A 12,372-nucleotide genomic window follows, 5' to 3' on the forward strand; every position below is an offset into this window, starting at 1 on the left:
GCTTTTATGGACTACTTAGAACAATCTTTTAATATACGTTACCACTACAAGATCTTCTTCACAGAAGGCCTTTTTGATTCCGATAACTTACTGCTCGCCGATTTTTTCAATGGCGAGTCATCAGCTGCACAGAAGAAGGTGCTTTTTGTGCTGGATGCGGGCCTGGTAGATGCAAATCCAGCATTGGAAACGGCAATCACGGCTTATTTTCAGGTGCATCGGGCTGTGGAGCTGGTTAGCGAGATCCTGATCGTACCTGGGGGCGAGGCGGCAAAGAATAACCCCGCCGTGCTGGAAAGCATTATTGAAGCGGTGGATGTCCATGGGATCGACCGGCACAGCTATATTGCCGCTGTTGGTGGTGGGGCGGTGCTCGATCTTGTTGGCTACGCTGCAGCCATTGCACACCGGGGCATCCGTCATCTAAGGATACCAACAACCGTGCTTGCTCAGAACGACTCGGGCGTAGGGGTTAAAAACGGGGTCAATTACAAAGGGAAGAAGAACTTTCTGGGCAGCTTTTCCCCGCCAGTGGCAGTTTTCAATGACAAGCAATTTCTGCTGACGCTAAACAACCGTGATTTCCGGTCGGGTATCTCAGAAGCAATTAAGGTTGCTTTAATCAAAGATCCGGCGTTCTTCACCTGGATTGAAGCGCATGCCAGCAAGTTGTTGAACCGCGACATGGAAAGCATGGAATACCTGATAAAACACTGCGCCAGGCTCCACCTGGAACACATCTCCAGCCTTGATCCATTTGAGCGTGGCTCCTCAAGGCCGCTGGACTTTGGGCATTGGTCGGCACACAAGCTGGAACAGCTCAGCAATTTCAGCATTACCCATGGTGAAGCTGTGGCTATGGGGATGGCGCTCGACAGTACCTATTCGCTTTATGCAGGGGTATTATCCGAAGAGAAGCTACAAAGGATCTTAAACCTGCTGGCTTTATTCTTCGACATCACGAATCCTCTAATTCGGATTACAGACCTAAATGCACCCATACTGCAGGGTTTGCAGGAGTTTCGGGAGCATCTTGGTGGCAACCTCTGCATCACGCTGTTGCGCGATGTTGGTGAAGGCTTTGAGGTACATGAGATGGACCCACATACACTGTTGCAAGCCAGTCAATACATCCTGCAGTTTAAGAAGCGCCAGTTTGATACCAATACCTTCCCGCTATGAAAACGAGCTCAGGACATTTAACGTATTGTACCAATATCCATGCGGGGAAGGACTGGAGCACAGACTTTGAACAGCTCAAGACCCACTTTCCAGGCATCAAAGCGGCCATTTCCCCCGAAGCCCCAATGGGCCTGGGCCTGCGTTTATCTAATGCAGCCAGTATAGCACTTCAGGATGGAGCAACCCGCAGGGAATTTAAGGATTGGCTAACGGCCACCGATGCTTATGTTTTTACGATGAACGGTTTCCCTTACGGGGATTTCCACGATACGGTGGTGAAAGCAGCGGTGCACAGTCCGGACTGGACAACCCCGGAACGGAAAGCATATACCCTGAGGCTGATTTCCATTTTGGAAGACCTGCTTCCTGCGGAACAGGATGGCGGCATTTCTACGTCGCCCTTAAGCTACAGGCACTGGTTCAGGGATGCGGAAGCTAAAGCAGCAGCCGTGAATACGGCAACCTTAAACCTGCTGGAGGTGCTCAAGACCCTCATCGCGCTATACCTAAAAACGGGTAAGCAGATTCACCTGGACCTGGAGCCCGAACCCGATGGGCTCATCGAATCTGGTGCCGAATACATCAGCTGGTATGAACAGCATTTGCTGCCCTTAGGGATTCCTGTGATCAGTAGTGCGTTTGAAATATCTGCTTCGGAAGCCGAGGTCTTGATTAAACAACATCTGTGTTTATGTTATGATGTCTGTCATTTCGCCGTTGGCTATGAAGATCATGGCTCGGTACTGCGGGTACTGGAATCTAAAGGTTTAAAGGTTGGCAAGATCCAGATCAGCGCTGCATTAAAAGGACAATTTCTAGAGTATCAGTCCAGGGCGCAGGTGCTTGAAGAATTTAAAGCCTTTGATGAACCGACCTATCTCCATCAGGTGGTGGCAAAAAATACTGCCGGTTCATTGATACGTTATCCGGACTTGGATGAGGCACTAGCAAAATTCCCTGAGCAAGAAACAACAGAATGGCGTGCACACTTTCATGTGCCCATCTCGGTAGATGAGATTGGAAACCTCCAATCTACGCAGGCCGATATTCTGGAGGTGCTGGCCATTCAGCAACAGCGCCCTTTTACCAGTCACCTGGAAGTAGAAACCTATACCTGGGCCGTATTGCCCGAAGGTTTAAAACTTCCAATAGGCCAATCCATCATTAAGGAGATGGACTGGGTTATTAAGCATGCCATAAAATGAAGAAAACAGTCGTTATAGATGTCGTTGGCTTATCGTCCAACCTCATCGGCATACATACGCCGTTTATCCGGCAGTACATAGAAAAGCATCAGTTAAGCCGCATCAAACCCATGTTGCCGGCGGTAACCACAGCAGTGCAGTCGACCTACTTAACGGGACAGACCCCTGCTGCGCACGGCATTGTCGGCAATGGCTGGTATGACCGTACAGATGCGGAAGTGAAGTTCTGGAAGCAATCCAACCACCTGGTACAGCAGCCGAAGATCTGGGACAAGGCAAAGGCGATTAATCCTGATTTTACCTGTGCCAATATGTTCTGGTGGTACAACATGTACTCCAATGCGGATTATGCGGTTACGCCGCGCCCGAATTACCTTGCGGATGGCCGTAAAATCCCCGATTGCTACAGCAAACCTGCGGAACTTCGGGATGTGCTGCAGGAATCGCTCGGGCAATTTCCGCTGTTTCGCTATTGGGGGCCAGGTGCCGACATTAAATCCAGCAAATGGATAGCAGAGGCCTCCATGAAAACTGATGCTTTATACGACCCTACTTTAACCCTGATTTACCTGCCGCATCTGGATTATGGCCTCCAGAAGTTTGGACATGATTTCGATAAGATCGGCAAGGACCTTCAGGAGCTGGATGCACTGCTGAAGCAGCTCGTAACGTACTATGAAAGCAAAGCTGCGGAGGTGATCATCCTTTCAGAATATGGCATTGTGCCCGTGCAGCGTCCTGTACACCTGAACCGGGTACTGCGTGAACATGGGCTTTTACAGATTCGTGTGGAACGCGGACTGGAGCTGCTGGACGCAGGGGCATCAAAGGCTTTTGCGGTGGCCGACCACCAGCTTGCACACATCTACCTTAACGATCCCGCCGTTATGGAGCAGGTAAAAGCCGTCCTTGCATCCCTACCAGGCGTTGCGCAGGTGCTGGATGAAGCCGGTAAAAAGCTGCAGGGTATTGACCACGAAAGGGCAGGAGACCTGGTGCTGATTGCCGAGCCGGATAGCTGGTTCACGTATTATTTCTGGCTGGATGATGCTCTAGCGCCGGACTATGCGCGGTGTGTGGACATCCACAAGAAGCCGGGTTACGATCCTGTAGAGATGTTTATGCGCTCTAAAGGACGTGCGGCGTACAAGCTGCTGCGCAAAAAGGCAGGTTTCAGGTATGTAATGGATGTGGTGCCTCTGGATGCCACGCTGATCAAAGGTTCGCATGGTAGCATAAATTTCCCGGAAGCATTTTACCCGGTCCTTATTTCAGGTCAGGTGCCTTCAGGAAGTCTAATGGAGGCTACTGCGGTCCATGATGTGATCTGGAATACGCTGATGCAGGATGATTTATAGTTTCTGAAAGGGGATATCCAGCAGCTCGTATTTTTCCCAGTCTTTGAAGTCGTAGTGCCACCATTCGTTGTACATCACCCGGAAGCCATGCTGCTGCATCACGTTGATCAGGAAGTCCCGGTTCTTTTTAATGGCGGGAGTTAGGTCCTGGTAATCCGCTGCGGCAGCAGCGCTGAAGCTGTCGTATGGGGTTGGCATTCGCACCGCTTTACCGGTTTTCAGGTCAATGATCGACAGGTCGACCGCACAACCGCGATTGTGCCTGGAGCCACTTTTAGGATGCGCAACGAAGTTCTTGTCTGATGCTTTCTGGTAAAAGGCCACTGTAATGGCGTAGGGGCGATAAGCGTCATAGATTACCAGCCCATAACCTTTCTTCTTCAACTGTGCCTGAATTTTCTTCAGCTGTTCCACCACCGGCCTTCTTGCAAAGGCGCGGGCACTGGGATACATCACCTGCTTCATGAAGTTGTTTTTGGTCGCATAGCGAATATCCAGCATGACACCCGGAACAGCCCTTTTGATGTCCACTAGAGCCTTGTTCGGGTCCTTAGCAACTGATTTCAGGTATTCCTGCTTAGTGCTGATGATCGCCAGCCCATAAGGGTTCTGCTGCGCACAAAGCGCCGAAAACTGGAAGAACAGCAGAAGAGCCAAAAGGTGCTTCATAAGCGATTAACGATTGGATACAACCAGTAGCTCAATGTCTTTATATGGCAGATTGAATTTGTTTGAAAGGTCCTTGTTGGTCAGATGCCCCTGATATATGTATAGTGCCTGACGGATGCCTGGTTTGCTCCATGCCAGGTTCACCATGCCGCCCATTTCGCCGATATCCACCAGGATTGGCGTGAAGATGTTGGTCAGCGCATAAGAAGCGGTTCGTGGTACCCTGGACGCGATATTGGGCACGCAGTAATGGATCACATCATATTTGCGGAACACCGGATCCTTGTGGTTGGTTACTTCAGAGGTTTCAAAGCAGCCGCCCTGATCAATGCTGACATCAATGACCACGGAATTTGGCTTCATGCGACTTACCGTTTCTTCGGTGACAATGCAGGGGCTGCGGCCGTTGGTGGCGCGGATGGCACCGATAACCACGTCGCAAGTGGTAATAGCCTTGTTAAGCACAATCGGCTGCATCACGGAGGTGTACACACGATCATGCAGGTTATTCTGTAACCGGCGAAGCCGGTAAATGGAACTGTCAAACACCTTGACTTCCGCACCAAGCGACAAAGCCGTTCTGGCGGCATATTCACCAACAGTACCGGCACCGAGAATTACGATCTCCGTAGGGGGTACACCGGTGAAGCCGCCAAGCATCAAACCCTTGCCACCAGTCACGTTACTCAGGTACTCTGCGGCAATGAATATGGAAGTGGCACCCACGATTTCACTCATGGCGCGCACCACGCTGAGGCTGTTTCCTTCATCGCGCAAGTGCTCAAAGCTCAATGCGTTGATCTTCTTCTCCAAAAGTGCTTTCAAGTACTCAATCTTCATGGTACCCATCTGCAGGGCCGAAAGGAGCGTCTGCCCTTTATGCATCATGGCAATTTCCTCGAAGGTTGGTGGCGCAATCTTTACCAGAATATCGGAATCAAAAACATCCTTTTTGTTGAAGGTGATGATGGCACCCTGTTCGGCGTAATTGTGATCGGAGAAATTAGCGCCGTCGCCCGCACCGCTTTCAATAACGACTTTATGGCCATGGTTCACCAGCAGGGCCACAGACAGCGGCGTCAATGCAATGCGGTTCTCCTGAAAAGAGATCTCCTTTGGAATGCCGATATAAAGACTATTGCTTTTTTCCTTTATCTCTGACATGGTCTCCTTTGGCTGTATTAAGCCTTGCTGGGCAATAGAGGCCATTTCTTCTCTTAAACAAGTAGCCATTTTGAGTAGTTAAGTTCTTAGAATCGTAAAGTTAATCAATAAGAAGTTAAATTCTTGATAGCGAGATCATCCGCTGTTCCGGGCCGGTCACCTGGATATCCACTTTCAGGTGGTGCTCCGGGAGTAATGCGGCAATGCGTTCCGGCCATTCTACCAGACAAAGATCACCCGAATAGAAGTATTCCTCATAGCCGATGTCGTAAGCCTCCTGTATGTTTTTGATCCTGTAAAAATCGAAATGGTAGATCTTACCGGTTCCAGCCAGGTATTCATTTACGATGGAGAAAGTTGGGCTTGAAACCAGGTCCGATACGCCAAGCGCTTCACAGATCACCTTGATAAAGGTGGTTTTGCCGGCACCCATGTCGCCTTCAAACAGAAAGATCTTTTCATCACCCGCAAAGTCCAGCAGCTGAACTGCGGCAGATTTAAGATCTTCCTGACTATTTATTTCAATATCCATTTATCTTGAACTGTATGTCGCTACCGGAATAACCATTTCTTCAAGAGAGATCCCACCGTGTTGGAAGGTCTCATTATAGTAGTTTACAAACTGGTTGTAATTGTTCTGGTAAACGAAGTAGCGATCTTCTTTTGCAAAAATGTAATTGGAGCTGATGTTGATCTTCGGCAGTTGTGCTTCATGCGGATTCTTAATCAGAAAAACCTCTTTCGCATTGTAATTCAAATTACGGCCCTGCTTATAGCGCAGGTTCGTGTTTGTATTACGATCACCAATAACCTTGCTTGGGTGTTTAACGCGGATGGTACCATGGTCGGTTGTGATGACCAACTTAACAGGCTTCTGAGAAATCTTCTTCAGCAGCTCCAATAGCGGGGAGTGTTCGAACCAGGACATCGTCAGGGAACGATATGCTGCATCATCATTCGCGAGCTCACGGATCATCTGCATATCCGTACGGGCATGCGATAACATGTCAACGAAGTTATATACGATGGCGTTGAACTCGTTCTGCATCAGATTATTAACCTGCTCGGTAAGTGCCTTACCATCATCGTAGGTCAGGATCTTGTTATAGCTGAACTTGCAATCTTTACGCAGGCTCCTTTTGATCTGATCTTCCAGGAAGGCCGCTTCATACATGTTTTTACCACCTTCGTCATCATCATTCTGCCACATGGAAGGGAAACGTTTTTCCATTTCCAAAGGCATCAGGCCGGAGAAGATCGCATTTCTGGCGTACTGCGTCGCCGTTGGCAAAATACTGGAATAGGTATCTTCTTCTTCCATGCGGAAGTATTCGGTGATTAAAGGATTGATGATCTTCCATTGATCGTACCGCAGGTTGTCAATCAGAATGAAAAACACTGGTGTGGTAGAATTGATCAGGGGGAACACCTTTTTCTTCAGCAGTTCATTGGACAGTAAAGGCGCTTTTTCTTTGCCATTTACCCAGCCCAGGTAGTTGTCTTCGATAAATTTAGAGAACTGCATGTTGGCTTCCGACTTCTGCATGGTCAGAATCTCATGCATCTGCGGATCATCGAGTTTTTCCAGTTCCAGCTCCCAGAACACTAGCTTTTTATAAACATCCACCCACTCTTCGTAGCTCAGTTTATCATTCAGCGTCATGCCCAGGCGTCTGAAATCCTGCTGATAGGCCATGGAAGTCTTTTCACTCACCAGGCGTTTGTTATCAATAATCTTCTTTATGGTTAAAAGCACCTGTTTTGGATTCACAGGCTTGATCAGGTAGTCGTCGATCTTAGATCCGATGGCATCTTCCATCAGGTTTTCTTCTTCACTCTTGGTGATCAGTACAACGGGTACATCACTCTTTATATTCTTTATGGCGGACAGGGTTTCTATTCCGCTTAATCCAGGCATGTTTTCGTCGAGAAATACCAGATCAAAATGTTCTTTGCCAAACGCTTCCAGGGCATCGTTGCCGTTGGTGAAGGTCGTAACATGATAACCTTTTTCGTTTAGCAGTAAGATATGTGGTTTTAATAAGTTAATCTCATCATCGGCCCAGAGAATCTTGGTTTCCTGCATTATTTATCTAATTAATATCTAAAAAGAACCTACTCTTTCCAAACTATGGATAAAAATAGCAATTTTTGTACCGTATAAACGATATGACCCATATTGAACAAGAAGAAAATCATAAATGATCCGGTTTACGGATTTATCAATATACCTTCAGCCTTACTCTTTGATTTAATTTCTCACCCTTATTTTCAACGTCTGAGATACATTAAGCAGTTGGGCATGACCCACCTGGTGTACCCCGGCGCGCTGCACACGCGTTTTCACCATGCGCTGGGTGCGATGCATCTAATGAGCCTGGCGATCAAGGTACTGCGTGATAAAGGGCATGAGGTGACCGTGGAAGAGGAGGAAGCGGCAACCATCGCCATCCTGCTGCACGATATCGGGCATGGCCCATTCTCTCATGCGCTGGAACATTCACTGGTAAATGGCATAAAACACGAAGACATTTCCATGCTGATCATGCAGCGGCTGAATGATGAATTTAACGGCCGCTTAACTTTGGCCATCAAGATATTTACCGGCAATTACGACAAGATGTTCCTGCATCAGCTGATCTCCGGACAGCTCGATCTGGACCGGATGGATTACCTGAATCGCGATAGCTTTTTCACAGGTGTATCTGAAGGCGTAATCAGCTTCGACCGCATCATTAAGATGTTCAATGTGCATCATGGGGAGCTGGTGATCGAAGAAAAAGGCATCTATTCCATTGAAAACTTCCTTATCTCGAGACGTTTGATGTACTGGCAGGTGTACCTGCACAAAACGGTGATCGCTGCTGAACAGCTGCTGGTGAAAATCCTGGAGCGTGCACGTGAACTATCGCTAAAAGGTATGGACCTGTTTGCTTCGCCGGCTTTAAAGCATTTTATGACCAATGAAGTGTCTGAAGCAGCCTTCTTTCAGGATCCCATGCATCTGGCACAATTTACAGCATTGGATGACCAGGATATCTTCACGTCCATTAAGGTCTGGGCAAGCCATTCCGATCCGATTCTTTCCTCCCTGTGCAGGATGCTTACCGAGCGGAACCTATACCGGATAGAGATCAGCAATGATGCACCCGATGCAGAACGCATCAATATGCTAAAAGATACAACTGCTGCAGTTTACCACATCAGTAAAGCGGAGAGTTCGTATTTCGTATTTACTGCCGTTATTATGAACCGCGCATACAATGCCGGAACAGGAAACATCAACATCTTGCTGAAAAACAGTACGATAATTGATATAGCAAAAGCATCGGATTTATCTAACTTAGAATCACTGGATAAAACGGTGAGGAAGCATATTTTGTGCTATCCGAGGATCATTTAGCATAATTTAACATTTAAATAACCAGATTATTCCGTCTTTAGTCACAATGAACGTCGATTAAATACCACAGGGGGTAATTTGTTCATATCAATTTAACATCTAACTTTGTAAAATGCAATTTACTGCCCGGCAGATAAGCGAACTTTTAAATGGAACCGTAGAGGGTGATGAAAACGTTCTGGTAGGAGAACTTTCAAAGATTGAGGATGGTAAGGCCGGTTCGCTGTGTTTTTTATCAAATCCAAAGTATGAGAGTTATCTGTACGGCTCTAAAGCATCAATCGTCATCGTTGGTGCAGATTTTACACCTGCGCAACCCATAGCATCAACTTTAATTAAAGTTTCCGACCCTTATAGTGCCTTTTCCATACTTCTGGAGAAGTACAATGAGATGCTGAACCTGCCTGATGATAAATCGGGCATTGAGCAGCCGAGTTTTGTGCATCCTAGTGCCAAACTGGGGAAAAATGTATTCATCGGCGCTTTCTCTTACATTTCAGAAAATGTGGTTATCGGCGACGATACCAAAATTTACGCACAAGTATTTATCGGTGCAGATGCCGTTATTGGCGAGAAAACGCAGATACAGCCAGGCGTAAAAATATACAACCGCTCACAGGTGGGCGACCGGGTAACCATTCATTCCAACACCGTTGTTGGAAGTGATGGATTCGGCTTCGCACCACAGCCTGATGGCACCTATTCTAAAATCCCGCAGATCGGAAATGTCGTAATTGAAGATGATGTGGAGATTGGCGCAAATACCACGATCGACCGTGCGACGATGGGTTCTACCTTTATCCGTAAAGGCGTAAAGCTGGACAACCTGATTCAGATTGCACACAATGTTGACGTGGGCGCACATACCGTTGTGGCTGCACAGTCCGGTATTTCCGGCAGTACCAAGCTGGGTGGAAATTCTGTGATTGGTGGACAGGTCGGCATCGCGGGTCACTTAAGCCTTGCAAAAGGAACCCAGATCGGTGCGCAGGCGGGCATTAACTTCAACACCGTAGAAGAAAACAAACAATGGCATGGTAGTCCGGCGCAGCCTTTGCGCGACTGGATGAGGGCCTCTGTGATATTTAAACAATTACCAAGTGTCGAAAAGCGCATCTCAAAATTAGAGGCTAAAATAGCCGAACTAACAGCTTTATTAGATCAAAGTAACACTACACAGACTTCATAATGAACGTAAAACAAAAGACCATTAAAAGCGAAATCTCCGTAACCGGGGTGGGTTTACATACCGGAGCCAATGTGACTTTAACTTTTAGTCCTGCACCAGACAATCATGGATTCAAATTCCAGCGTGTTGATTTGCCTGAACAGCCAATTATTGAGGCAGACTGTGATTACGTGACCGACACCGCACGTGGTACAACTTTAACGCAGAATGGTGCAAGCATCAGCACGGTAGAGCATGTAATGGCATCTTTGGTGGGGATGGACCTGGACAACATCTTAATGAAAGTTGATGGTCCTGAGGTTCCGATTATGGACGGTAGTGCAATTCAGTTCGTTGAAGCACTTGAAAGTGTAGGAACCGTACTTCAGGAAAAAGACCGCGAGTACTTCCAGATCCCGCACAACATCACTTATACAGAACCTGATCGTAAAGTTGAAATCGTAGCCATGCCTTTGGATGACTACCGTTTTACTTGTATGATCGATTATAACTCGCCTGTATTGGGTAGCCAGCACGCAGGCATTTCCAGCATTGCGGAGTTTAAAAAAGATATCGCTTCCTGCCGTACCTTCTGTTTCCTGCATGAACTGGAATATCAGTTGAACAACAACCTGATTAAAGGTGGAGACCTTAACAACGCAATCGTTATCGTAGATAAAGAAGTGACCTCGGAAGAGCTTGACCACCTGGCTAAGCTTTTCAACCGTAATGAAATCAAGGTTGCACCACAGGGAATCCTGAACAATATGGAGCTGCGTTACCAGAATGAGCCTGCAAGACACAAATTGCTGGACATGATTGGTGACCTTGCGCTTGTTGGCGTACACCTTAAAGGGCATATCATGGCGGCAAGACCTGGTCATGCTGCAAACGTGGCTTTTGCGAAGAAAATTAAAGCAGCCATCAAAAAAGAGAGAAACAAAAAAGTACAGCATACTTATGATCCAGGTGCTAAACCACTTTACGACGTGGTTCAGATCATGGACATTTTACCACACAGACAGCCGTTCCTGTTCATCGACAAGATTCTTGAGCTTTCAAAAACGCACGTGGTTGGCGTGAAAAACGTAACCATGAACGAAGAATTCTTCAAAGGGCATTTTCCTGGCGCGCCAGTTATGCCTGGGGTGATCCAGATTGAAGCAATGGCACAAACCGGTGGCATCCTGGTGCTGAGCACAGTGCCGGATCCAAGAAACTACCTGACTTACTTCCTGAAAATTGATAACGTTAGATTCCGTGCACAGGTGCTCCCTGGCGATACCATTGTATTCAGATGTGATCTGATGGAGCCAATCAGGCGTGGAATTGCGCAAATGAAAGGCGTGGGCATGGTCGGAGAGAAGGTTGTGGTAGAAGCAGAAATGATGGCACAGATCAGTAAAGTAAAAGAAACACAGCCTACATCATGATACAACCGTTAGCATATATACATCCGCAGGCAAAAATTGCCGACAATGTGGTGGTCGAACCTTTTGCCGTCATACACAAAGACGTAGAAATTGGTGAAGGAACCTGGATAGGTTCAAATGTGGTCATCATGGATGGTGCACGTATCGGTAAAAACTGCCGGATCTTCCCCGGCTCTGTGATCTCTGGTATTCCGCAGGATTTGAAGTTCGCCGGTGAGGTGACGACCGCCGAAATTGGTGACAATACGACCATCAGGGAGTGTGTGACCATCAACCGCGGAACCAAGGATAAATGGAAGACTGTTGTAGGCAGCAACTGCCTGATACAGGCATATTCGCACATTGCACATGATTGCCAGGTTGGTAATCATTGCATTTTTTCAAACAGCACGACGCTTGCAGGTCACATCACCATAGGCGATTATGTGGTGCTGGCAGGATTGGTTGCCATAAACCAGTTCGTAAAGGTAGGATCACATGCATTCGTAACCGGGGGTTCCTTGGTGCGTAAGGACGTGCCACCGTACGTTAAAGCTGCGCGTGAGCCACTTTCCTATGCAGGTATCAATTCCGTAGGGCTACGTAGAAGGGGATTCTCTTCAGAACAAATTCAGGAGATTCAGGAGATTTACCGGATGCTCTTTGTAAAGCATAACAATGTGACCAAGGCGCTTGATATGATTGAAACGGAATTTAAACCGACGGAAATCAGAGACGAGATCGTTGATTTCATCCGCAACTCCAACCGGGGCGTGATGAAAGGTTATGGCTCCGGAAATTAACCCTAAAG

Annotated in this window: 11 protein-coding genes; 7 read left to right on the forward strand and 4 right to left on the reverse strand. The window is 47.4% G+C overall.

What is annotated here, in order from left to right:
• Positions 1-6 precede the first annotated feature (6 nt).
• From IEW69_RS03715 to IEW69_RS03725, 3 genes are read left to right on the forward strand one after another with little or no spacing between them, the layout of a single operon-like run.
• Entirely contained in the window at positions 7-1,182 is a 1,176-nt protein-coding gene (locus IEW69_RS03715) for a 3-dehydroquinate synthase (protein WP_188625482.1), read from the forward strand.
• Positions 1,179-2,387 (forward strand): metabolite traffic protein EboE, encoded by a 1,209-nt coding sequence (eboE, locus tag IEW69_RS03720; RefSeq protein WP_188625483.1) that lies wholly within the window; start codon positions 1,179-1,181, stop codon positions 2,385-2,387. The genes IEW69_RS03715 and eboE overlap by 4 nt, the downstream gene beginning before the upstream one ends.
• Positions 2,384-3,745: an alkaline phosphatase family protein gene (locus IEW69_RS03725; RefSeq protein ID WP_188625484.1), complete on the forward strand. Its 1,362-nt coding sequence runs from the start codon at positions 2,384-2,386 to the stop codon at positions 3,743-3,745. The genes eboE and IEW69_RS03725 overlap by 4 nt, the downstream gene beginning before the upstream one ends.
• Here IEW69_RS03725 and IEW69_RS03730 read toward each other — a convergent pair.
• From IEW69_RS03730 to porX, 4 genes are read right to left on the reverse strand one after another with little or no spacing between them, the layout of a single operon-like run.
• Complete coding sequence (locus IEW69_RS03730; RefSeq protein ID WP_188625485.1) at positions 3,740-4,414, reverse strand: M15 family metallopeptidase; 675 nt, start codon at positions 4,412-4,414, stop codon at positions 3,740-3,742. The two genes, IEW69_RS03725 and IEW69_RS03730, sit on opposite strands and share 6 nt — an antisense overlap.
• Positions 4,415-4,420: 6 nt before the next feature.
• Positions 4,421-5,647, reverse strand: coding sequence for an alanine dehydrogenase (locus IEW69_RS03735; protein ID WP_188625486.1), 1,227 nt, complete (start codon positions 5,645-5,647; stop codon positions 4,421-4,423).
• Between the two features lie 46 nt (positions 5,648-5,693).
• A complete protein-coding gene (tsaE, locus tag IEW69_RS03740; RefSeq protein WP_188625487.1) occupies positions 5,694-6,110 on the reverse strand; it encodes a tRNA (adenosine(37)-N6)-threonylcarbamoyltransferase complex ATPase subunit type 1 TsaE in 417 nt (138 codons plus the stop codon).
• Entirely contained in the window at positions 6,111-7,664 is a 1,554-nt protein-coding gene (gene porX / locus IEW69_RS03745) for a T9SS response regulator signal transducer PorX (RefSeq protein ID WP_188625488.1), read from the reverse strand.
• 93 nt (positions 7,665-7,757) lie between these two features.
• Between porX and IEW69_RS03750 the strand changes: the two genes are divergently transcribed.
• From IEW69_RS03750 to lpxA, 4 genes are all read left to right on the forward strand, one after another.
• Positions 7,758-8,981 (forward strand): HD domain-containing protein, encoded by a 1,224-nt coding sequence (locus tag IEW69_RS03750; RefSeq protein WP_188625489.1) that lies wholly within the window; start codon positions 7,758-7,760, stop codon positions 8,979-8,981.
• A gap of 112 nt (positions 8,982-9,093) precedes the next feature.
• On the forward strand, positions 9,094-10,170 hold the full coding sequence (gene lpxD, locus IEW69_RS03755) for a UDP-3-O-(3-hydroxymyristoyl)glucosamine N-acyltransferase (protein ID WP_188625490.1): 1,077 nt from the start codon (positions 9,094-9,096) through the stop codon (positions 10,168-10,170).
• Entirely contained in the window at positions 10,170-11,582 is a 1,413-nt protein-coding gene (locus IEW69_RS03760; protein WP_188625491.1) for a bifunctional UDP-3-O-[3-hydroxymyristoyl] N-acetylglucosamine deacetylase/3-hydroxyacyl-ACP dehydratase, read from the forward strand. The genes lpxD and IEW69_RS03760 overlap by 1 nt, the downstream gene beginning before the upstream one ends.
• Positions 11,579-12,364, forward strand: coding sequence for an acyl-ACP--UDP-N-acetylglucosamine O-acyltransferase (lpxA, locus tag IEW69_RS03765; RefSeq protein ID WP_188625492.1), 786 nt, complete (start codon positions 11,579-11,581; stop codon positions 12,362-12,364). The genes IEW69_RS03760 and lpxA overlap by 4 nt, the downstream gene beginning before the upstream one ends.
• Positions 12,365-12,372: the final 8 nt, after the last annotated feature.

Source organism: Pedobacter quisquiliarum (assembly GCF_014642175.1).
Lineage (GTDB): Bacteria > Bacteroidota > Bacteroidia > Sphingobacteriales > Sphingobacteriaceae > Pedobacter > Pedobacter quisquiliarum.

Excerpts from the sequence above, each read along its gene's own strand:
- porX (WP_188625488.1), bottom strand. The coding sequence starts at position 7,664 with ATGCAGGAAACCAAGATTCTCTGGGCCGATGATGAGATTAACTTATTA.
- lpxA (WP_188625492.1), top strand. The coding sequence starts at position 11,579 with ATGATACAACCGTTAGCATATATACATCCGCAGGCAAAAATTGCCGAC.
- IEW69_RS03725 (WP_188625484.1), top strand. The coding sequence starts at position 2,384 with ATGAAGAAAACAGTCGTTATAGATGTCGTTGGCTTATCGTCCAACCTC.
- tsaE (WP_188625487.1), bottom strand. The coding sequence starts at position 6,110 with ATGGATATTGAAATAAATAGTCAGGAAGATCTTAAATCTGCCGCAGTT.
- eboE (WP_188625483.1), top strand. The coding sequence starts at position 1,179 with ATGAAAACGAGCTCAGGACATTTAACGTATTGTACCAATATCCATGCG.
- IEW69_RS03715 (WP_188625482.1), top strand. The coding sequence starts at position 7 with ATGGACTACTTAGAACAATCTTTTAATATACGTTACCACTACAAGATC.
- IEW69_RS03730 (WP_188625485.1), bottom strand. The coding sequence starts at position 4,414 with ATGAAGCACCTTTTGGCTCTTCTGCTGTTCTTCCAGTTTTCGGCGCTT.
- lpxD (WP_188625490.1), top strand. The coding sequence starts at position 9,094 with ATGCAATTTACTGCCCGGCAGATAAGCGAACTTTTAAATGGAACCGTA.
- IEW69_RS03735 (WP_188625486.1), bottom strand. The coding sequence starts at position 5,647 with ATGGCTACTTGTTTAAGAGAAGAAATGGCCTCTATTGCCCAGCAAGGC.
- IEW69_RS03760 (WP_188625491.1), top strand. The coding sequence starts at position 10,170 with ATGAACGTAAAACAAAAGACCATTAAAAGCGAAATCTCCGTAACCGGG.